Origin of the sequence: Chromatium okenii, assembly GCF_016583745.1 — a bacterium.
Taxonomy (GTDB): domain Bacteria; phylum Pseudomonadota; class Gammaproteobacteria; order Chromatiales; family Chromatiaceae; genus Chromatium; species Chromatium okenii.
In genome coordinates, this window is the sequence record NZ_NRRQ01000039.1 from 1 (window position 1) to 20268 (window position 20268).

Consider the following 20268-nt stretch of genomic DNA (forward strand, 5'->3'; position numbering starts at 1 on the left):
TCTCAAATCCCCCCAACCCCCCTTTTTCAAAGGGGGGCTTTTGATGCTGACCTTTTGCAAAAAGGGGATTTTCCTACTCTCCCCCCTTTGGAAAAGGAACTCCAACATCTCCCCACTTTGGAAAAGGGGGGTCGGGGGGGATTTGTCCGTCTGCCTTCATTTGAAGAAGTCCGCGCCGATCCGCTGCGATACGCCCACGCCTCGCGCAGTTTTCATCTCGAAACCAATCCCGCCAATGCACGGGCGCTGGTGCAGGCACACGGTGAGCGCGAGGTGTGGCTCAATCCGCCGCCAATTCCGTTGACCAGCGCCGAATTCGACCGCGTTTACGAATTGCCCTACAGCCGCCGTCCACATTCGAGTTATGGCGCAGCGCGGCTGCCGGCGTGGGAAATGATCCGCCACTCCATCAACATCGTGCGCGGCTGCTTCGGTGGCTGCACCTTTTGCTCAATCACCGAGCACGAAGGGCGCGTGATTCAAAGCCGTTCTGAAGCCTCAATTTTGCGCGAGATCGCCGACATTCGTGACCGAGCGCCCGGCTTCACCGGCATCATTTCTGACCTCGGCGGGCCGAGCGCCAACATGTGGCGGCTGCACTGTCGTGAGCCCCGCGCTGCGGCAGCGTGTCGGCGCTTTTCTTGTTTATATCCAAAGATTTGCCGCAATCTCAACACCGATCACACGCCCTTGATCGGGCTGTATCGCCAAGCGCGGGCGCTGCCCGGCGTCAAGCGGGTGCTGATTGCGTCGGGCGTGCGCTATGACTTGGCGCTGCGTTCACCCGACTACATCCGCGAATTGGTCACGCATCACGTCGGCGGCTATCTCAAGATCGCGCCGGAGCACACCGAACCGGGCCCGTTGAGCAAGATGATGAAGCCGGGGATTGATTGTTTTGAGCAGTTTCAAACGTTGTTTGACCGCTTCTCCCGCGCTGCGGGCAAAGAGCAATATCTCATCCCCTATTTCATCGCGGCGCATCCGGGCACGACCGATGCAGACATGCTGGCGCTGGCGCTGTGGCTGAAACAGCACAAGTTCCGTCTCGATCAGGTGCAGGCGTTTTTGCCGACGCCGCTGGCGCTGGCGTCAACGATGTATCACAGCGAAATCAATCCGTTAGAGCCAGTGACGGCGCAGTCGGAGCGGGTGGCGGTGGTGCGCGGACAGCGCCAGCGCCGTTTGCACAAAGCCTTGCTGCGTTATCACGACCCGGAGAATTGGCCGCTGCTGCGGCAGGCGTTGCAAGAGATGGGACGCGCCGATTTGATCGGAAATGGCAAGCGCCATTTGGTGCCACCAGCGCGGTCGCCGCTGCCACCAGTCGGCAAACGCCCCGCGCCAGTGGGCAAGCGGCGGCGCTAAATTCCACGCGCCGCTGCGGTATTCTTGCCGCCATTATTTTTAACCCGCACCACCAGCAGATCACCGTTATGCAGACCGAATACGACCACCGCGCCATTGAAATTGCTGCACAAACTTATTGGGACACTCAGCAGTCATTTAAGGCCGTCGAAGACCCCAGCCGTGAAAAATTCTATTGTTTATCAATGTTTCCGTATCCGTCGGGACGGCTGCACATGGGGCATGTGCGCAATTACACCATCGGCGACGTGATTGCGCGTTATCAGCGGATGCGCGGCAAAAATGTATTGCAACCAATGGGTTGGGATGCGTTTGGCTTGCCAGCAGAAAATGCGGCGATTCAGCACGGGATTCCGCCGTCGCAGTGGACGCGCAGCAACATTGCTTACATGAAACATCAGCTCCAAACCCTCGGCTTTGGTTATGACTGGGAGCGCGAGCTGGCGACCTGCGATCCCGATTATTACCGCTGGGAACAGTGGCTGTTTACGCGCCTGCTGGAGAAAGGGCTGGCCTATCGCTCGCGGGCGACGGTCAATTGGGACCCGGTCGATCAAACCGTGTTGGCAAATGAACAGGTGATTGACGGGCGCGGCTGGCGCTCCGGCGCGGTGGTGGAAAAACGCGAGATCGCGCAGTGGTTTGTCCGCATCACCGACTACGCGCAGGAGCTGCTGGACGCGCTCGACGGGCTAGATGGCTGGCCGGAGCGCGTGCGGATCATGCAGCGCAATTGGCTCGGACGCTCGGAAGGCGTGTACATGGATTTTGGCGTGGCGAATCGTGCCGAGCCGCTCGGCATTTACACCACTCGTCCCGACACGCTGCTGGGCGTGACTTACGTCGCCGTTGCTGCTGAACATCCGCTGGCGCAGCAGGCTGCCGCAGATGATCCGGCGCTGGCAGCATTCATCGCCGACTGTCGGCACGGCGGCACTTCGGAGGCGGAACTGGAGACGATGGAAAAACGCGGGCATCCGCTCGGCATCAACGCCATTCATCCGGTAACGGGCGCGGAAGTGCCGATTTATGCGGCGAATTTTGTGCTGATGGGCTACGGCACTGGCGCGGTGATGGCGGTGCCAGCGCACGATCAGCGCGATTGGGAATTTGCCGAACGCTACGGCATCCCAAAAAAGGCGGTGATTCGCAGTGCTGACGGCAGCGCCTGTGGCATTGAAACCGCTGCGTTTACGGAAAAAGGCGTGTTATTTGCTTCTGCGCCATTTGACGGGCTGACCTCGGCGCAAGCCTTTGATGCGATTGCAGAATGGCTGACTGCACGCGGGCGCGGGCAAAAAACCGTCAATTTCCGCCTGCGCGATTGGGGCGTGTCGCGGCAGCGTTATTGGGGCTGCCCAATTCCGGTGGTGCGCACGGCAGACGGCGTGGAGCAAGCGGCAACGGAATTGCCGGTGCGCTTGCCGGAAGAGGTGATTGTGGATGGCGCGGGCTCGCCATTAAAACGAATGCCGAGCTTTTCAGAATTGCCCAATGGCGCGACCCGCGAAACCGATACGTTTGACACGTTTTTTGAATCAAGCTGGTATTACGCCCGCTATTGTTCAGCCGATTGCACGACGGCAATGTTGGATGAACGGGCGAATTATTGGCTGCCGGTCGATCAATACGTCGGCGGCATTGAACATGCAGTATTGCATTTATTGTATGCGCGGTTTTTTCATAAATTGATGCGCGATGAAGGGCTGGTGCAATGCGATGAGCCGTTCACTAAATTACTCACGCAAGGGATGGTCATTGCGGAGACGTGGTACCGCGAAGATGATGCTGGTCGCAAGCAATGGTTTAATCCGGCGGATGTCGCAGTTGAGCGCGATGAAAAAGGGAAATTGCTGCGGGCGGTATTAAAAGAAGATGGGCTGCCGGTTATTTTTGGCGGTGTGGAAAAGATGTCGAAATCGAAAAATAACGGCGTCGATCCGCAGGCACTCACTGAACGCTACGGCGCGGATACGGTGCGGCTGTATACGATGTTCACCTCGCCGCCAGATCAATCGCTGGAATGGAATGATGAAGGCGTTGAAGGCGCATTTCGTTTTATTAAACGGCTGTGGGCGCTGGCGTTAAATGATGCGACAGTGCTCAATTCCAACTGCCCGACCTCAAATCCCCCCAACCCCCCTTTTTCAAAGGGGGGCTTTCCCTCTTTTTCAAATGATGGTTTTGAATTGACTGCTGCCGAGCAGGTGGCGCGGCGCGAGCTGCATACGGCATTAAAAAAGGCGCTGTTTGATTATGAGCGCCAGCAATTTAATACCGTTGTTTCTGCGTGCATGACGATAGTCAACACCTTGTATCGGCTGGAAATATCGCCCGCTCGTGGCGCATTGCTGCGCGAAGGCGTGGGCATCGTGCTGCGGCTGTTGGCACCGATTGCGCCACATGTGACGCATCATTTGTGGCGAGAATTGGAGTTTGGCGATGACATTTTGACTGCGCCTTGGCCGGAAGTGGATGCGGCGGCGCTGGAACAGGATCAGGTGAATTATGTGATTCAGGTCAACGGCAAAGTTCGCGCCAGTGTGCAGGTGGCGCTGGATGCGCAGCGGGCGGAGATTGAAGCGGCGGTGCTGGCGCTGGAGACGGTGCAGAAATTCATCTCTGGGCAGCCGGTGCGTAAGGTGATTGTGGTGCCGGGCAAATTGGTCAATGTGGTGGTTTAAGTAATCACAGATCGTGACGCAAGTAGAAATAACGGGTTGCAATAAACGCAACCCGATTAAAACAATTGAATAAACGGAGTTAAATGATGCCGACGATTAGCATGTTTTATGGAATTATTGTTAGCATTTTATTTGAAGATAACGACCGTCACCATTTGCCACATATCCATGTTCGTTATCAAGGTCAAAAAGCGTCTATTGCTATTGAAGATGGGCGTGTCTTGGCTGGAGATTTTCCTCATAAACAACTGCGGTTAGTTCAAGCATGGATTGAAATTCATCAAGATGAATTACTAGCAGATTGGGAACTTGCTGTTGAAGGTGAACAACCATTTAAAATTTCTCCGCTAAAATGAGCTGAATAATGATGGATCAGTTACTTGATGTCATTGCCGTACAAGCAACATCAGACTACCAATTAGAGTTGGAGTTTGAAAATGGCGAATCTCGTTTGTTTGATATGAAACCATACTTGAATAAAAAACCATTTATGCAATTAAAAGTGCCGTCTTTGTTTACCCGTGCAGCAGTGGATTATGGGACAGTGACTTGGCCAGGAAACATTGATATTGCGCCAGAAACGCTTTACGACCATTCAACGCTAATCAAGAAATAAGGATTAGCATCATCAAACGCTTCACTCTCATTGTTAGCAAAAATAAAAGCGTTATGAATTGTTGCGCAGTATTTTTCCACAGGTGGCAATTGGCAGCCCTCCTTTTAATCCTCGCGCTGGTGAGCGGCTGCGGCTTTCATCTGCGCGGTCGCATCGAAATTCCCGCCACGCTCAACCCGCTACATCTGCAAGCGCCAGCCGGATCGCCGGTGCGCCACGCGCTGGAGGAATTGCTGACCGGCAGCGCGGTGCGGCTGACGGCGACGCCAGCGGACGCCAAATTGATCGTGCGGATTTTGGAAGAACGCCGCGCTTCACGGGTGGCAGCGGTGGATGCAAATGGGAAAACGCTGGCGTTTGAACTGCATTCAATTGTGCGTTTTGATGCGATTGCGCCAGACGGTGCGCAAAAGGTCGCTGCGCACACATTTGATTTAACCCGCAATTTTGATAATCCCGATGTTGAAGTGCTCGGTAAACAATTGGAAGAAGAATTGATTTATCAAGATTTCGCTGCCGATATTGCCGACCGGATTTTAATGCGCCTCCGCGCTGTTTTACTTTGAGTTGTCAGTTAAAAAAGTTGATTGCTTATTGTCAACTTTTTTTAATCATCACATTAAAAATAACCACCCATCAATAACGCACCTCACTGACAATTCAATTTATGAACATCCGTTTTCACCAACTTTCCGCCCAATTAAAACGCTCGCTCGCACCAGTGTATTTATTGTGCGGCGAGGAGCCATTTCAGCTCGGCGAAGCTGCGCAATTGGTGCGCAAATACGCTCAAAAGCAAGGTTTTATTGAGCGCGAGGTATTTGATGCTGATAGCCATTTTGATTGGAATCAGTTGGCGCAATCCGCTGAGGCGATGTCGCTCTTTTCTAGCCGCAAAGTGATTGAAGTGCGCGTGAATAAATTGGGCAAAGACGGCGGCGCGGCGGTGCAGGCGTATTGCAAACGCCCGTGCGCTGACAATTTGCTGCTGATTATTGCGCCGGAGCTGGGTTGGAAAGAGCTGCAAAGCGTGTGGGCAAAGGCGGTTGAGGCGATTGGCGTGGTGCTGGAAGTGCGGGCGTTGGCGGCAGCGGAATTTGAAACATGGCTGACTGACCGGCTCAAAACAGCAGGGTTTCATCCTGAGCCAGAAATGGTCGCGCTGTTGGCGGAACGCGCTGAGGGCAATCTGTTGGCGGCAGCGCAGGAAATTGAAAAGTTGCGGTTAGTGCATCCGCCGGGCGCGTTGACGCTGGAGGATGTGTTGGGCAACGTCGCCGATAACGCTCGATATGATTTATATGCGTTGCTGCCGACGGCATTGGCGGGTGATCGCGCCCGCGCCCAGCGGATTGTGTGGGGATTGCAGGCGGAAGGTAGCGCAGTCGTGCTGGTGCTGTGGGCGGTCAGTCGGGAGCTGCGCGTGTTGGCAGAAGCAGCCGGAGCACTGGCGCGGCGCGAGCCGTTGGAGCCGGTTTTTCAAACCCATCGCGTCACCCGCGCTCGGCAAGAAGGCATCAGCCAGACGTTGCGCCAATTGCCACCGGCGCTGGTGCGGCAGTTGCTGCGGCAGTGTTTGGAGGTGGATTTGGCGATCAAAGGACAAGCGCCGGCTGATCCTTGGCAATTGTTGGCGCGGATGATTGATCGACTGGCGGCGGCGGCAATTCGGCGAGCGGGTTAATCGCGCATCGCCACCGCTTTCAATTTTTAATCAACGGCTTAACTGTTCCACCCACGCCAACTGTTGCGGCAAACACACCGTCTGCAAATCGTATCGCGCCACAGCAGCAGCGCGAGCCGCCGCACCGAGCCGAGCGCGAACTGGCGCAGCTTCCAGCAAGTCACAAATTGCCGCCGTCATACCCGCGACATCAAAGAAATCCACCAAGCGTCCGGTCTCGTCGTCCACAATCGCTTCCCGCAGCGGCGCGGTATCACTGGCAACAATCGCGCAGCCCACGCTCATCGCTTCCAACAGGCTCCAACTCAGCACGAATGGGTAAGTGAGATACACATGCACCCGCGAGAGTTGCAATAAAGTCACAAAATGTTGGTACTGAATGCTGCCGACAAAATGCACCCGCTGCCAGTCTGCCGCGCTGATCTGATCGCGCACCTCGCGGATAAATATCTCTTTCCACGTCAAGTCGCCACTGGGTTTTGCCCCATAACTCACCCCGTCACTGCCGACAATCAACACTCGCGCTTGCGGACGACGGCGCAACACTTCCGGCAGGCTGCGCATAAAACTGTGGTAGCCGCGATACGGTTCCAAATTGCGATTGACAAAAGTGATGATTTCATCGTCCCGACTGAGAGTGAGCGCATTGTTGAGCGTCAAGCTGGCGCTGGGATTGGGCGCGAGGCGGACGGTGTCGATGCCGTCGTGAATGACGCTGATGCGCTCCCGAAACGGCAGCGGAAAGGTGCTGGCTTGCCAAAAGGTCGGCGCTATTCCGGCATCCGCAGTCTCAAAATGCAGCAAATTATTCAGGTTTTTCAAGCGTAACCGGCAATTATCGCCCACGTCGGTCGGCGGAAATTCGGGATCAAACCCGACATCTGCGCCCTGCGCGTGATAAAAAAACTCGCAGTACATGCCCAGCCGCGCTGTCGGCCAAATCTCCTTCAAAAACAAGCTCTCGCCCCAGCCCGGATGCGCGATGATGATCTCCGCTTGAAAACCATCGGCACGTAATTGCAACGCCGCCCGAAAACACGCCTCGCCGCGAATTGTTTTGGTTTCAAAATCGCTGACCCAAGGATGAATGCCGGGCGTAGTACCGCGCTTGGTACTGTAAGGCACCAATTGCACGCCTTGCCACGTTGTCGCAGTCACGTTTTGCAGCGTCAACGCCAATACCGTATGACCGCGTGCGACCAATGCCGGAGCTAAAAACTTGAATTGACCGGGGAAATTTTGGTGAATAAATAAAATGTTCATCGCGTATACATTGCCCACACAGTGAAATGCAACTGACAACTGCAAACCGCCAATTGTTTACAATAATTGAATATCTCGCCCCACGCCACCTTCAATAAATCCCGTTCCATACGCAGCACGAAAAGCCAAACGCGCTGCGTCACCAGTGCAATGTGTCGCCGCAACTTGAGAAACGCCAAGTTGTTGCAATTGCGCAATCGCAGCAGAAATCGCGCCATGATCGGAATACATTAAATGAAAACCGCCAATTGCCCAGCGCACTGGTGTATTTAATAATTCCTGACTGTGCGCCACCAATTGCGCAATCCCCGGATGCGAACAGCCGCCAATGAGTGCTAATGAGTGATTTACATTGAGAAGCAACGCCTGTTCTGGCGGATCACCAGCCAGCATTCCAGTGGAATAAATGCCGGGCGCTAATTCGTAAAGTCCATTACCGACAACCACCAACTCACCGCATAAATCATGCAAATCGTGAATGAGATGTTGTGAAAAGCCCTGATGCACCACCACTTTAACCGTCGGATTTAATTCTAAAATTGAATCCAAACCGCCGATATGATCCCAATGCGCATGAGATAAAAATACAAGATCAATCTCGGCTGGATCAATTCCCAACACCTGCATATTTTTTAATAACACCCGCCCATTGCTGCCGGTATCAAATAAAATGGTTTGCGTTGGCGTGCGAATCAACGCCGCAAATCCCCACAGCGTTTGCAATCCGGGTAAACCCGGATAATTATCAAATAAAATCGTTAGCGTAGCGCGATCCATAGCAAACTCCTCATTATTGTGAAACAAACACCGCAAAGCGGCAATCGCCTTGCGGTGCAATTCTATCCGGCATCACGCCATCAACACCAGATGATTTAATGATGCGCGATGTCGGTATCCGTAAATAAATAATCTTTCAACTCTTTATCAAAGCTCGGATCATTGCGCCGAATCCACTCCAGCACCATCGCCGCATGTTCTTTTTCTTCATCGCGGTTATGCGCCAGAATTGCTTTGAGCGCCTCATCTCGACACGCATCCACCCGCTGGTTATACCAATCCACCGCCTCCAATTCTTCCATTAAAGAAAGAATTGCACGGTGCATATCGCGGGTTGCAGCAGATAACTCTGCAATCGGCTCGTGATACCCTTCATTTGCCATCGTGTATTCTCCAATCATGCAAGTTGTAGTGAAAACCAACGTTCTTTATTCACATTGCCAAGCAAGTTTGCGCCATCGTCATTAAATCCACTCGCGCCCGCAGTCGCCGTGATAACATTGCCGAACCCATAAACTTGCGATGTAAAAACATCGTTTCTGCCGCCGGTACGCTGGTGAATACGCCCGAATGTAATAACTCGCGCCCGCGTAAAAAAACCCGCTCAAATAAATCAGAAGCACCGAAATCATAATGCCCCGGCTGGCGTAATGGTTCGGCAGATAAACACAGCATATCAATCATCGCCTCCATTTGCTCATGCGGATCATCTGCGCCCATATAACCCAGCGCCACCGCTGCTGCCCGCATTCCAGCGCGATCATCCTGAATGGAAGCGCGAAATAAATCCCGATATTGCGCGACTAAATGCGGTTCCACGCGCTGCGTCGCTCCGAAATCCAATAACACAATGCGTCCATTCGTCGCATCGTATAAATAATTGCTGAAATTGGGATCGGTTTGCACGAGCGCAAATTCAAATAATTCGCGCAACGTTAAACGCATTAACAAGGTGGCAGCGCGATCACGTTCAGCGCGGCGATAATTCGGATTTGCCAGCCGATCCACCGGCACCCCTTCTGCAAAATCCATTGCTAAAATGCTGGGTGTGGATAAATCGCGGTGAATTGCGGGAATGAAAAAATCGGGATCATTCCCAACCTGCGCCCGATACGCATCCATTGCATCAGCTTCAACTGCATAATCCGCTTCACGATGCAATTGCCGTCGCGCTTCATCCATATAAGGAACAATATCAATTCCCGGTGGCATCATGCCAAATGTTTTTCCAAAAAACATCAAGTTATCAATATCGCTATCAATACTTTCACGCACACCGGGGAATTGAATTTTGAGCGCCAAATGACGACCGTCGCGGGTTTCAGCGCGATGCACCTGTCCAATGGATGCAGCAGCAATTGGGGTGAAATCAAAACGTTTGAATTGTTTATTCCACCCCGCGCCGTATTCGCGTTCGAGAACTTTAGCAAGTTGGCTCAATGGCATCGGCTCGGCACGATCCCGCAGCGCACTGAGAATTTCAGCCGCTTCCGGTGTCAACATATCGGTGCCATCCATTGACATCAATTGCCCCATTTTCATTGCGGCACCGCGCATCCGCGCTAAACGATCCACAAAACGCTGAGTATGTTCTGGAGAAATTTGCACGCGGGTGAATTGCGAACTGCCGCGATTCCGCGCCATTTCAATTAAGCCTTTAACGCCAATTCCGGCGGCGAGATCACCGGTTGCTCGCCCTAAATGCCACAAGCGACTGAGACGTTTACTGGGTACTGATGAACCACGCGCAGTAGGTGTATTCGACATCGTTTCTAGTTCCTAATGATAGAGAATGAAGCGTTTAATAAAAACCCGCTGCGAAAACAACAGTTGCGGGAGTGAAGGAATAGAAACAATTTGAGCCGCTGCGCTTAAAAAGTTCCAGCGTCTGTTAAAAATAATTCCGGTTAAAAAACCGCGTCAAATCCTCAACAAGATTTGACGCGGTTTAGAGACAATCAGCGCCCTCTCTGGGTGAGAGGTGTTATTTTACAGCGGCTTAGAAACGCTAAACGCACCGCGCAATTCATCTTTCTGATAGCCACGCGCTTGATCTTCTGGGTAATTCTTATCCAATGATTCCGCAACTTCTGCCGCAATCTCGGTGCCATGACATGCCAAACAAATCTCAACCATTGGAATGGCTTTCATAAAGCGGAAGGCTTTACCGCTGTCCGTTGTGACCACTTCTCCGTATGCAATCGTTTGAATATCTTCACCCGCTGCCTGCCGCTTGGCGAATTCAGTTAATACGCCGCGTTCCCACGCATCTGGAGTATTCAGTTCTGTATTGCGTGGCTTCAAAGTGGTGCGCCCAACTTCCCAACCCGTTTTATTCCCGACCTCAGTAGCGATTGCAGGTGCCCGTTCTTTACAGACGGCAACTGCTTTTAATGGACTCTCTTCTAACGCCGCCTTGAGTTCACTTTTCAACTGCATCGAAAAGGTTTTAATCACCGTCTTGGCTTCTTCCACATTCGGATTCACAGCAGTTGGTTCTTGCGCAAGCGCAGCACCAGCCGTCAATAGGGCGGATACTGCAATAAAACGGGTCAATATATTCATCATTGGTAAATGTCCTCGTAGATTAAAAGTGCGGTCAACCATCAATAAAAAAAGCAGTTGACCGCGTGATTGTAATGGTTTGGAGTCCGTAGCGCCTTGATATATCGCATCTTGGCGCGTCAATCGTCACAACATTTGATCGAGACCAAATTTCTCCGGCGCTTGTTTTGCATCCCGCCGCGACCGCAATACCAACGGCACCAGCACCACTACCGCCGCAATCAATAACACAATTTCGACGCTATACACCAAACGATACCCTAAAGAAGGTGCAATTGAATTCGCTACGACATCAGGCGTTAGCGTTAAACTGGTGACAATATCGCGGGTCGCGCCACCAATAGCAATGGCTAATCCTTGACTGGTCGCTTGCACTGCGCCCCATGCGCCCAGTGCTAATCCAGTATGTCCGCTTTCTGCTAATCCCATTGCCGCAGTTAAGGTGCCAACGCCGAGTAAACCTGCGCCAAAACCAATTAAAACGGTGCCAATTCTAAATAATGTGGGTGAAAGCGCGGTGGCAGAAAAAATCACCAAACCAAAGGCAACAATGCCAATGAGTGCGCCATACAGCGCCAATTGATAAGAATTGGTGTTGCTGCGCGTTAATAAATAACCAGATAACGCAAAAGCTGCAAAGGTGCCGCCTGCTAAAATGGCAGTTAAGGTGGTGGTTTGTGAAACCGTTAATCCGAGCACCTGTGCGCCATAAGGTTCTAATAGAATCTCCTGCATACTAAAACCCGCAGTTCCCAATCCTACTGCAATTAACAAGCGCGTTGCTTGACCGCCGCGAATGAATTCGCGCCATGTTTCCTTAAATGGTGGGCGCGGAATATCGGCAACTGCGCGTTTCAAATCAATTGCTTCCTGTTTCCACAGCGCAATCACATTCATAATGATGGTGGCGAGTGCTGCGGCATGAACCACGCGCACTAAACGCTCATGGCTGAAGTCTTCCAATAAATGACCAAACAATAATGCGCTGCCGACCATGCCAATTAACAGCATCGCATATAATAAGGCGACCACGCGGGGACGTTTATCCGGTGGCGCTAAATCAGTCGCTAATGCTAATCCAGCAGTTTGGACGGTGTGCAATCCTGCGCCAACTAATAAGAAAGACGCAGCAGCAAAGAAATGACCGAGAAACATCAATTTGTTGGTTTCATCGGATAAAATCAAAATGGAATACGGCATGATGGCAAAGCCGGCGTATTGCAACATGCTTCCAATTGCAATATATGGTACGCGCCGCCAGCCGAATGCGGAGTGATGATAATCGGAGCGATGTCCAATTAAAGCGCGTAACGGTGCAAATACCAATGGCAACGCAACCATCAATGACACCAGCCATGCCGATACTTCAAGTTCTACGACCATGACGCGATTGAGGGTGCCGTATAACAACACCATTGCCATGCCGACAGAGACTTGGAATAGTGATAAGCGCATGATGCGCGATAATGGCAATTGCGTGGTGGCGGCATCCGCAAATGGCATCGCAATTAAAAATCTTGTGAGTTTATTCATAACTAGCCTTACAATCTCTCTTGTTGTTTAACGTCATTTTAGTTTAACCGACCGTTGTTTATAAATCATGCCCGGCATAAGAGCCATTCACTGATTTATTGCATACCGGAAAATCCGGCACGATGTTGCCGAGAATTAACCGCTCCAATGCGGGCCAAGTGAACCAGCTCGGATCACGCGGAAAATAACGGGCGATGCGTCCGGCGTCATCAAAGCGAATAAAGCTCAGAGTTTCGCCGCGCCAGCCGTCGACCGCGCCCAATCCCGTCGCATTCGGCGCTGCCGCTGCCAGCGGGGCGCTGATGTCGCCCTCCGGCAGTCCGTCCAGCAGGCGCTCCAATAACCACAAGCTGGTGCGCACTTCCGCCAGCCGCACCCGCACGCGGGCGGCAACGTCGCCTTCTTGCTGCACCGGTACCTCGAAGCGCAGCGTGTCATACGGCGCATACGGCTGATCGCAGCGCAGGTCAAATGCCAGCCCGCTCGCTTTGCCGACATAGCCGGTGCAGCCCAGCTCGCGGGCGTCGTGCCGCGACAAGATGCCGGTGGTCAGCAGGCGATCATCAAGCGACGGGTGATCGTCAATCACATCAAACAGCGGTGCAATTTCTTTGCGCAGCGCGGCGTGATCGACGCGGAGCTGGTGACATTCCGCGCCAGTCAGATCGTGTACCACGCCGCCCGGGATCAGCGTGTCCATCAGCAAGCGGTGCCCAAATAGCGCCCGATTGCGGCGCTGCCACTGTTCCCGCAGCCGCGCACACTGCATCTGCACGAAAGCAAAGCCGACATCGTTGCAAATCGCGCCCAGATCGCCGAGATGATTGGCGATCCGTTCGCGCTCGGCGAGCACCGCCCGCAGTTGCACCGCTCGCGCTGGAACGTCGCTGCCGGTGGCGCGTTCGAGTGCCAAACAAGCTGCCCACGCATGAGCGACGCTGGAGTCGCCCGACACTCGCGCTGCGAGTCGAATCAAGCCGGCGGGATCGCGCCCGACTGCTAATTTTTCAATGCCTTTATGAACATAGCCGAGGCGTTCTTCCAGCCGCAGCACATCTTCACCGGCGGCGTGAAAGCGAAAATGCCCCGGCTCGATGATGCCGGCGTGAACCGGCCCGACGGGGATTTCGTACACGCCTGCGCCCTGCACGCTGACAAAGGGATAGTCCACATCGGCGGGAGTGCGGCGTTTGGGCGCGGCGCTGACGAAATCCTGCCGCAGTGGGAAATCCGTTGCTGTCCATGCCTGATGGCGCGTCCAGCGGCGAGCGTCGGGATGATCGCTAAAAACTATGCCGGTGAGATCGTGGGCATGACGTTCCAGCCGATTGACGCCCACAAAATACGGCGTTTGTGACGCGAGCAGCGGACGATTGAGTGGGACGCTGGTTGCCAATACCAGATAATCGCCGTGCTGCTCCAAACAGGCGTACACCCGCAGCGTGGCTTCTGGAGCTGGCGCGGTGTCGAGCGGATCAACCCATAAACCGGCGTGGCGCAGCTGCAATTTGGCAGCCAGACGCGTGGCCGCCGCCCAATCTTCGTGCTCAATGTGCAGCACCCGCGCTGGCGCGAGGGCAACGGCATCTGGCGCAGCGATGACATGGTTATCCGCCAATTGCGCGAGATAGTCTGCAAGCCAATTCAATTGATTCACGGTGAATTCCTACGTTTTTAGGCGCGAGAGCAGCGAGCCTCGCGCTACACTTGACGGGCAGGTGCGCCCTGAGTGCGTTAAATCTTAAATGCAATCAACAACTTCAATCAGGATTTCTGTGATGCAAAATTTCTGTGGTTGGTTCACTCCTGTGCCGGAATCCACGCCGGCACAGACCGACATGCTCACTCCATTGTTGGCAACGCCCGGCGCTGATCCCGCTCGCACCCAACTGTTGCACAACGCCAATGGCGTGTTAGCAGCGACGGGGCTGAATGCCAGCTTGGCGCAGCAGGATGGCGTGTTGGCGCTCATCGTCGGCCGTCCGCGCTTTAGCCAAGGTCAGCAAGCACACGATACGCCCGCGCAAACGGTGCTGCGGCTGTGGCGTCAGTACCGGCAGGAGCTGCCGCGCTATATTCACGGCAATTTTGCGCTGGCGGTGCTGGAACCGCACACGCAAACCACCTTTTTGGCGCTAGATCGCGTCGGCATTCAAACGCTCGCCTTTGCCAGCACGCCCAACGCCGGGCTGGTGTTTGCCAATCGCGCCGACGTTGTCGCTGCGCATCCCGACATCAGCGCCGCCATCGACCCGCAAGGCATTTTTAATTATCTCTATTTTTTCGTGGTACCTGCGCCCGGCAGCATTTTTCAGGGCGTCAGCAAAATGCTGCCCGGCGAATGGGTATGCGCCCGCGCCGGCGTCGTCACCCGCGCATTTTATTGGCACCTCAACTACCGCGACGCGCCGCGAGCCGATTTCAACGCCCAAGCCGCACATTTCAAACAACTGCTGCGCGACGGCGTCGCCCGAGCGACCGGCACCGACAAAGTGGCCGCCTTTTTGTCCGGCGGCACCGACAGCTCCACCGTTGCCGGCATCCTCACCGAAGTGCAAGGCAAACCAGCGCGGACGTATTCAATTGGTTTTGCCGCCGACGGCTTTGATGAAATGGAATACGCCCGCCTCGCGGCGCATCATTTTGGTTTAGATGCGCAGGAGTATTATTTAACTCCCGATGATGTCTTAACTGCGATTCCGCTCATTGCCCAACAATACGATGAACCCTTTGCCAATGAATCAGCAGTTGCTGCGTATTTTTGTGCCCGCTGTGCGCAGGCCGACGGCTATGACGTCATGCTGGGCGGCGATGGCGGCGATGAGATTTTTGGCGGCAATGAACGCTATGCCAAGCAACGCATTTTTGAGTATTACCAAGCCATTCCGCGTTTATTACGCGAAAATTTAATTGAACCAATCACGGGTTTACCCGGCATGGCACAATTCACTCCAACGCGCAAATTGCAAAGTTATGTCCGCCAAGCGCGAATACCGCTGCCCGCCCGAATGGAAACATACAACTTCATTTATCGCCAACCGCTGACCGAGATGTTTCATCCTGAGTTTTTAGCGACGATCAATCCCGGCGCTCCGCTGCTCTTGCTCAAAGACCCGTATGAACGCGCCGCCACCACGCATTTTATTAACCAGATGCTGCATCTCGATATTAAATTTACTTTAGCGGATAACGATTTGCGTAAAGTCACCGGCATGGTAGAAGCCGCTGGAATGACCGTGCGTTATCCCTTACTTGATGACGCGCTGTTAGACTTTTCTGGCGAGGTACCGCCGAATTGGAAAGTGAAAGGGCATTATTTAAGATGGTTTTTCAAAACGGCGCTGCGGGGCTATTTACCAGATGCCATTATTGACAAAGAAAAACATGGTTTTGGACTTCCGTTTGGCTTATGGCTGCGCGAACACACGGCGCTGCGCGAACGGATGGCGGATCGTTTAGCGGATATAAGTCGGCGCGGCTGGCTGCGCCCGGCATATATTGAACAGATGCGTCACGCGCATCAAACCGAACACGCAACCTATTTTGGGCGCATGTTGTGGTTATTATTAACTTTAGAGGAATGGCTAGAAGCACACGGACAGCGCGGTTAATTGTGGTGGTCATTCTCATGGTATATCCATGAGAATGACTGTGTAAATGCTGGTTTTTTGCAGTTTGAGATTACAATTCGACTACTTCAGCAATGACTTTATAAAAATAATCCAGCCAATGCTGACCATCGGGAAAATCCATCGTGAGCGGGCGCTGTCCATTGGTGTCACGAATGCACTGAAATACCGGACACTCCTCCTTTTTTAGCGTCACTTCAAAACTTAAAAAGCCATGTGGCAATGCCATTTTTAAGCCATACGGTGTTGTTAGTGGGCCGAGTTTTTCTACCAACAATCCAGACACCCGATCATCGCGGCGATCAAAATCAGTTGGCCAAATTTGGCGCAACACCGCCACCCGCACAAATTCCTGTTCGACATCAGCAAAGGCGCGTAATAACGGCGCTGCTAATTGGGCGCGAGTTGCAAGCAAGCGTTGATCTTTGAGTTCTAAATCCTGAACGCTCATCACGCTTTCTTGCGCAATTTCGCGGAGTTTTTGCAGTGTCGGATTCATTGATCTATAACCAAAAAAGCGTTAAATTCAGAATATGTGATGACGAACAGTTAATCAACATTTAACTCAAACATCGGTTTACTGCTCGGCCCCACTTCGTGCAGCGCCGGATTGAGATAACGCACACTCAGCGTTGGTTTCACATTTAATGACAACAGCGAGGGATCAAGATATTTTTTTAACAACCGCCGCGCCTGCGTGGGACTTTCTACTTTTTGCAGCGTTTGCACTTCAATCAAGGCGACTTTAGTGGGCGCGGCACCGCCTTGACGTTGATAGTTATTTAACACTGCGGCGGTATAGTTAATCGTTTCGCGGTAAGTCACTTGGCTATTGGTGCGATCTACCACGCCTTCACCAGCGTTATACGCCATAATCGCACGTCCGTAATCATTTTTATATTTATTGAGTAAACGTTTCAAATGACGGGTGCCGGTGCGTAAATTGATTTGCGGATCAAATAATGCGTCTACTGAAGAGACGCCATAATCGCCTGCTGTTGCGGGCATCAATTGCATTAAACCCACAGCGCCGGCATGAGAGACTGCATGAGCATTAAAATTAGATTCCGCCGTAATGACTGCCCGAATTAACGCCTCTTCAACTTCATAATGTTTTGCCACTGCCGGAATTAACGCCATGATTTGGGCGCGACTCGGACGCGGGCGATTAGGCGGCACCGGCAGCGCGGGTTTTGGCGGCGGCGTTATTTCAGCAATCGGTTCAGCGGCAGGCAGCGGTGCTGCGGTAGTTACTGGCACCACCGCTGTAGTTGGCGGAGGTTCGTTAGCAGTCCAGCCCAGCGCGGGGGCGAGCACGAGCGGCATCAGCGACCAATAAAACGAGACATGGGGCATAGCAATGATGAACCTCAAGCCAACGGGCAATTGCCCATAACGTTACAATATCATGCATATAGGCTGTTAAAAGCGCAATAGGCATTTAAGATTCCAATGTTGGGCGCGTCACAATCACATTGTCAAACCGCAATCCTTTATCAATTTTATCAATCACCCTAGAGTTTCACTGATGAATGACGACACCCGCCACTTACTATTCACGCGCCTGCGCACTGCGAATCCTGCGCCGACAACCGAGTTAATCTATCACACGCCATTTGAGTTACTAATTTCTGTTATTTTATCGGCGCAAGCAACTGATAAAAGTGTGAATCAGGCAACGCCCGCTTTGTTTGCCGTCGCCAATACGCCAGCAGCACTTTTGGCGCTCGGTGAAGAGGGCTTAAAAAATTATATTCGCACGATTGGGTTATTTAATAGCAAAGCGCGGCATATTATCAAAACATGCGCGGCGCTTATTGCCGAGCATGGCGGAGAAGTTCCGCGTGAGCGGCAAGCACTCGAAGCCTTGCCCGGCGTGGGGCGAAAAACCGCCAATGTGATTCTGAATACTGCGTTTGGTGAGCCAACGATTGCCGTTGATACGCACATTTTTCGAGTTGCCAATCGCACTGGTCTTGCGCCGGGTAAAACTCCATTGGCAGTCGAATTGCAATTATTGCAACAGGTTCCCGCCGAGTTTCAAAAAGATGCGCATCATTGGCTGATTTTGCACGGGCGCTATATTTGTATTGCCCGTCGCCCCCGTTGTCTGCAATGTCCAATTGCGGATTTATGTGAATTTACCGAAAAAACGCAGCTTTAATGCCAAACTGCGTTGTTATTTGAATGCGGTTTTAACGGTAAACAGCACTCCGATGACCAACTTTGACGACAAGAATTAACAACTGATCGTCTTCAATACGATAAATAGCGCGGTAATTGCCACCGCGCACACGATATAAATCAACTTCGCCAGATAGCTTTGTCACACCCGACGGACGTGGCTGATCAGCAAGTTTAGTAATAGCCTCATTGAGGCGTTTTCTTGCAAGTGACGGCAACTTTTCAAATTGCCGTCTGGCAACTGCTGCAAAGATGATTTTATAAGCCACAGTCAGCCTTCACAGTTTCCCATGAAATTGTTTTTTCTTCACCGCGTTCGATGCGAATTAAAGCCTCAAGCCCATCATTAGAATCTTGCAAATCCTCCAAACGATCCAATAATACTTCGTATTCTTCCAACGGCAAAAGCACTGATAACCGGTTGCCGTCTTCATCAGTGATATATTGCGGGTGCAGTTGCATCATTGCCCGTTCTTCTATGTCATGTTCAGCCATTTTTTATTCTCCAAGTGACAGGTTAATTTTTAAGAACCGCTCATTTATTCAATGCGCTTTTATGCCCACTTTGAAAAATGGAGTTGATGAATTTAATGAGATAAAGCATTATGCAATCAGTTCATCAATAATTGCTAAGGCGCGATCAATCACTGCCAGCGGCGTATAAAAATGTGGTGAAAACCGAATACCACCGCCGCGCAATGCACACAATACTTGCCGCGCCATCAAGGATTGATATAGCAATTCGTTTGACCGATTTGGCACTCGAAAAGTGATGATCCCGGCGCGGCGCTCCGGTTGGCGCGGAGTGAGCAATTCAAATCCGCGCTGATCAAGCTGCGCAATTAAATAATCGGTGCGGATTTGTAATTGCTGCCAAATCGTCTCCAATCCAATTTCTTCCAATAACGCCACGCTCGCCTCCAGCGCGTGAATCCCGACCACGTTGAGACTGCCGCATTCAAACCGCTGCGCCGTCGCCGCCGGCGTCCACTCAGCGCGATCAAAATCACCCGCCTGCGCGATCATCCTCCAGCCAAATTGCCGTAATATCAATTGGTTGCGCAGATCGGGATGTACATAACACAGCGCCACGCCTTCCGGCCCCAGCAGCCATTTGTGTCCGTCAGCGACCACGACATCTGCCGGCATCGTTGCCAAATCAAACGGCAGAGCGCCCAATCCTTGAATCGCATCAACGCACAACAGGATGTTGCGTTCGCGGCACACTGTAGCAAGTCGCGCTAAATCCAACCGCAACCCGCGTGCATATTGCACCCAGCTCACTGCCACCACGCGGGTGCGCTCATCACACTGCGCGATTAAATCAGCTTCAGGATCAAGCGTTTGCTCAATATCAACCGCCCGCCACGTCACTCCTTGCGGTGCCAGCGCCTCCCACACGATGCGATTCGAGGGGAATTCCTGCGCGATGCCGACTACGTTGTCGCCTGCCTGCCACTGTAACCCGTGCGCAACAATAGATAAGCCTTCCGAGGTGTTTTTTACCAACGCAATGTCCGCTGCCACCGCGCCCAGCAACCGCGCCAATCGCTCGCGCAACCGTTGCTCCACCTCCAGCCAGCGCGGATAACCCATTGAACTGAAACGACCATTTTCAAGCGCGAACTGCGTCACGGCGTCCACCGTGCGCTGCGGCCAAGGGCTGATTGCCGCGTGGTTGAGATGAGACACATCAGGAGCGAGTGAAAAGTGTTGGATCATGGCGATTGCATTCGTATTGAGTTGGAAGATTCTTTGAGTGGGCAGTTTAACTGTATTAAACTTTCTAGGAGTGATGCAATTAAAACGGCACGAGATGACCAAGGTTTCTGATTGATTATAGTTGTCCGCAAAACTAACCATACAGCACCCAAGGCACGAACTGTTCTATCCAGCCCTTGGCATAGCTTGATGATTTGCTGAATACAGCCCAAGAATCAGAGATGACTGACTTTAAGTACTCAT

The 20268-nt window shown here is 52.6% G+C and carries 20 protein-coding genes; 8 read left to right on the forward strand and 12 right to left on the reverse strand.

Going from position 1 to position 20268, the window contains the following annotated elements:
• The 6 genes from CKO12_RS12140 to holA form a co-directional block, all read left to right on the forward strand.
• Positions 1-1368 (forward strand): YgiQ family radical SAM protein (locus CKO12_RS12140; RefSeq protein WP_200155002.1); only part of this gene is annotated, 1368 nt, incomplete at its 5' end.
• A gap of 68 nt (positions 1369-1436) precedes the next feature.
• Complete coding sequence (gene leuS, locus CKO12_RS12145) at positions 1437-4052, forward strand: leucine--tRNA ligase (protein WP_200155019.1); 2616 nt, start codon at positions 1437-1439, stop codon at positions 4050-4052.
• Positions 4053-4135: 83 nt separating this feature from the next.
• Positions 4136-4408, forward strand: a complete 273-nt coding sequence (locus CKO12_RS12150) for a DUF4160 domain-containing protein (RefSeq protein WP_338032745.1) — start codon at positions 4136-4138, stop codon at positions 4406-4408.
• Between the two features lie 8 nt (positions 4409-4416).
• Positions 4417-4668, forward strand: a complete 252-nt coding sequence (locus CKO12_RS12155; RefSeq protein WP_242466322.1) for a DUF2442 domain-containing protein — start codon at positions 4417-4419, stop codon at positions 4666-4668.
• Between the two features lie 89 nt (positions 4669-4757).
• Positions 4758-5234, forward strand: a complete 477-nt coding sequence (locus CKO12_RS12160) for an LPS-assembly lipoprotein LptE (RefSeq protein WP_242466323.1) — start codon at positions 4758-4760, stop codon at positions 5232-5234.
• A gap of 101 nt (positions 5235-5335) precedes the next feature.
• Complete coding sequence (gene holA, locus CKO12_RS12165; protein WP_200155006.1) at positions 5336-6352, forward strand: DNA polymerase III subunit delta; 1017 nt, start codon at positions 5336-5338, stop codon at positions 6350-6352.
• Between the two features lie 30 nt (positions 6353-6382).
• On the opposite strand, the gene CKO12_RS12170 is transcribed toward holA, so the two are convergent.
• The 7 genes from CKO12_RS12170 to CKO12_RS12200 all read right to left on the reverse strand — a co-directional run bounded on the left by CKO12_RS12170 (position 6383) and on the right by CKO12_RS12200 (position 14147).
• The gene (locus CKO12_RS12170; RefSeq protein ID WP_200155007.1) at positions 6383-7615 is read right to left on the reverse strand and encodes a glycosyltransferase; all 1233 of its coding nucleotides are present in this window, start codon (positions 7613-7615) and stop codon (positions 6383-6385) included.
• Positions 7616-7672: 57 nt separating this feature from the next.
• Entirely contained in the window at positions 7673-8392 is a 720-nt protein-coding gene (locus tag CKO12_RS12175; RefSeq protein WP_200155008.1) for an MBL fold metallo-hydrolase, read from the reverse strand.
• 95 nt (positions 8393-8487) lie between these two features.
• The gene (locus CKO12_RS12180) at positions 8488-8775 is read right to left on the reverse strand and encodes an encapsulin-associated ferritin-like protein (RefSeq protein ID WP_200155009.1); all 288 of its coding nucleotides are present in this window, start codon (positions 8773-8775) and stop codon (positions 8488-8490) included.
• A gap of 49 nt (positions 8776-8824) precedes the next feature.
• The gene (locus tag CKO12_RS12185; RefSeq protein WP_200155010.1) at positions 8825-10159 is read right to left on the reverse strand and encodes an ABC1 kinase family protein; all 1335 of its coding nucleotides are present in this window, start codon (positions 10157-10159) and stop codon (positions 8825-8827) included.
• Positions 10160-10381: 222 nt separating this feature from the next.
• Positions 10382-10960: a Tll0287-like domain-containing protein gene (locus CKO12_RS12190; protein WP_338032746.1), complete on the reverse strand. Its 579-nt coding sequence runs from the start codon at positions 10958-10960 to the stop codon at positions 10382-10384.
• A 123-nt stretch (positions 10961-11083) separates the two neighbouring features.
• Positions 11084-12490, reverse strand: a complete 1407-nt coding sequence (locus CKO12_RS12195) for a BCD family MFS transporter (protein WP_200155012.1) — start codon at positions 12488-12490, stop codon at positions 11084-11086.
• 58 nt (positions 12491-12548) lie between these two features.
• Positions 12549-14147, reverse strand: coding sequence for an NADH-quinone oxidoreductase subunit D-related protein (locus CKO12_RS12200; RefSeq protein ID WP_200155013.1), 1599 nt, complete (start codon positions 14145-14147; stop codon positions 12549-12551).
• A gap of 121 nt (positions 14148-14268) precedes the next feature.
• Here CKO12_RS12200 and CKO12_RS12205 point away from each other — a divergent pair, with 121 nt between their 5' ends.
• Entirely contained in the window at positions 14269-16101 is a 1833-nt protein-coding gene (locus CKO12_RS12205) for an asparagine synthetase B family protein (RefSeq protein ID WP_200155014.1), read from the forward strand.
• A 70-nt stretch (positions 16102-16171) separates the two neighbouring features.
• On the opposite strand, the gene CKO12_RS12210 is transcribed toward CKO12_RS12205, so the two are convergent.
• Both CKO12_RS12210 and CKO12_RS12215 read right to left on the reverse strand, forming a co-directional pair.
• Complete coding sequence (locus CKO12_RS12210; RefSeq protein ID WP_200155015.1) at positions 16172-16618, reverse strand: hypothetical protein; 447 nt, start codon at positions 16616-16618, stop codon at positions 16172-16174.
• Between the two features lie 50 nt (positions 16619-16668).
• Positions 16669-17475 (reverse strand): lytic transglycosylase domain-containing protein, encoded by an 807-nt coding sequence (locus CKO12_RS12215; RefSeq protein WP_242466324.1) that lies wholly within the window; start codon positions 17473-17475, stop codon positions 16669-16671.
• A 172-nt stretch (positions 17476-17647) separates the two neighbouring features.
• Between CKO12_RS12215 and nth the strand changes: the two genes are divergently transcribed.
• Positions 17648-18283, forward strand: coding sequence for an endonuclease III (gene nth / locus CKO12_RS12220; protein ID WP_200155016.1), 636 nt, complete (start codon positions 17648-17650; stop codon positions 18281-18283).
• A 31-nt stretch (positions 18284-18314) separates the two neighbouring features.
• Here nth and CKO12_RS12225 read toward each other — a convergent pair whose 3' ends face one another.
• The 3 genes from CKO12_RS12225 to CKO12_RS12235 all read right to left on the reverse strand — a co-directional run bounded on the left by CKO12_RS12225 (position 18315) and on the right by CKO12_RS12235 (position 20025).
• The gene (locus CKO12_RS12225; RefSeq protein WP_200155017.1) at positions 18315-18572 is read right to left on the reverse strand and encodes a type II toxin-antitoxin system RelE/ParE family toxin; all 258 of its coding nucleotides are present in this window, start codon (positions 18570-18572) and stop codon (positions 18315-18317) included.
• Positions 18562-18798, reverse strand: coding sequence for a hypothetical protein (locus tag CKO12_RS12230; RefSeq protein WP_242466325.1), 237 nt, complete (start codon positions 18796-18798; stop codon positions 18562-18564). The genes CKO12_RS12225 and CKO12_RS12230 overlap by 11 nt, the downstream gene beginning before the upstream one ends.
• A 108-nt stretch (positions 18799-18906) precedes the next feature.
• Complete coding sequence (locus CKO12_RS12235; RefSeq protein ID WP_200155018.1) at positions 18907-20025, reverse strand: aminotransferase class V-fold PLP-dependent enzyme; 1119 nt, start codon at positions 20023-20025, stop codon at positions 18907-18909.
• Positions 20026-20268: the final 243 nt, after the last annotated feature.

What these genes read in the sequence shown, in the direction of transcription:
- nth (WP_200155016.1), top strand. Translation starts at nt 17,648, where the DNA reads ATGAATGACGACACCCGCCACTTACTATTCACGCGCCTGCGCACTGCG.
- CKO12_RS12175 (WP_200155008.1), bottom strand. Translation starts at nt 8,392, where the DNA reads ATGGATCGCGCTACGCTAACGATTTTATTTGATAATTATCCGGGTTTA.
- CKO12_RS12190 (WP_338032746.1), bottom strand. Translation starts at nt 10,960, where the DNA reads ATGATGAATATATTGACCCGTTTTATTGCAGTATCCGCCCTATTGACG.
- CKO12_RS12215 (WP_242466324.1), bottom strand. Translation starts at nt 17,475, where the DNA reads ATGCCCCATGTCTCGTTTTATTGGTCGCTGATGCCGCTCGTGCTCGCC.
- CKO12_RS12205 (WP_200155014.1), top strand. Translation starts at nt 14,269, where the DNA reads ATGCAAAATTTCTGTGGTTGGTTCACTCCTGTGCCGGAATCCACGCCG.
- CKO12_RS12230 (WP_242466325.1), bottom strand. Translation starts at nt 18,798, where the DNA reads ATGGCTGAACATGACATAGAAGAACGGGCAATGATGCAACTGCACCCG.
- CKO12_RS12185 (WP_200155010.1), bottom strand. Translation starts at nt 10,159, where the DNA reads ATGTCGAATACACCTACTGCGCGTGGTTCATCAGTACCCAGTAAACGT.
- CKO12_RS12235 (WP_200155018.1), bottom strand. Translation starts at nt 20,025, where the DNA reads ATGATCCAACACTTTTCACTCGCTCCTGATGTGTCTCATCTCAACCAC.
- CKO12_RS12155 (WP_242466322.1), top strand. Translation starts at nt 4,417, where the DNA reads ATGATGGATCAGTTACTTGATGTCATTGCCGTACAAGCAACATCAGAC.
- CKO12_RS12210 (WP_200155015.1), bottom strand. Translation starts at nt 16,618, where the DNA reads ATGAATCCGACACTGCAAAAACTCCGCGAAATTGCGCAAGAAAGCGTG.
- CKO12_RS12150 (WP_338032745.1), top strand. Translation starts at nt 4,136, where the DNA reads ATGATGCCGACGATTAGCATGTTTTATGGAATTATTGTTAGCATTTTA.
- CKO12_RS12195 (WP_200155012.1), bottom strand. Translation starts at nt 12,490, where the DNA reads ATGAATAAACTCACAAGATTTTTAATTGCGATGCCATTTGCGGATGCC.
- leuS (WP_200155019.1), top strand. Translation starts at nt 1,437, where the DNA reads ATGCAGACCGAATACGACCACCGCGCCATTGAAATTGCTGCACAAACT.
- CKO12_RS12170 (WP_200155007.1), bottom strand. Translation starts at nt 7,615, where the DNA reads ATGAACATTTTATTTATTCACCAAAATTTCCCCGGTCAATTCAAGTTT.
- CKO12_RS12180 (WP_200155009.1), bottom strand. Translation starts at nt 8,775, where the DNA reads ATGGCAAATGAAGGGTATCACGAGCCGATTGCAGAGTTATCTGCTGCA.
- holA (WP_200155006.1), top strand. Translation starts at nt 5,336, where the DNA reads ATGAACATCCGTTTTCACCAACTTTCCGCCCAATTAAAACGCTCGCTC.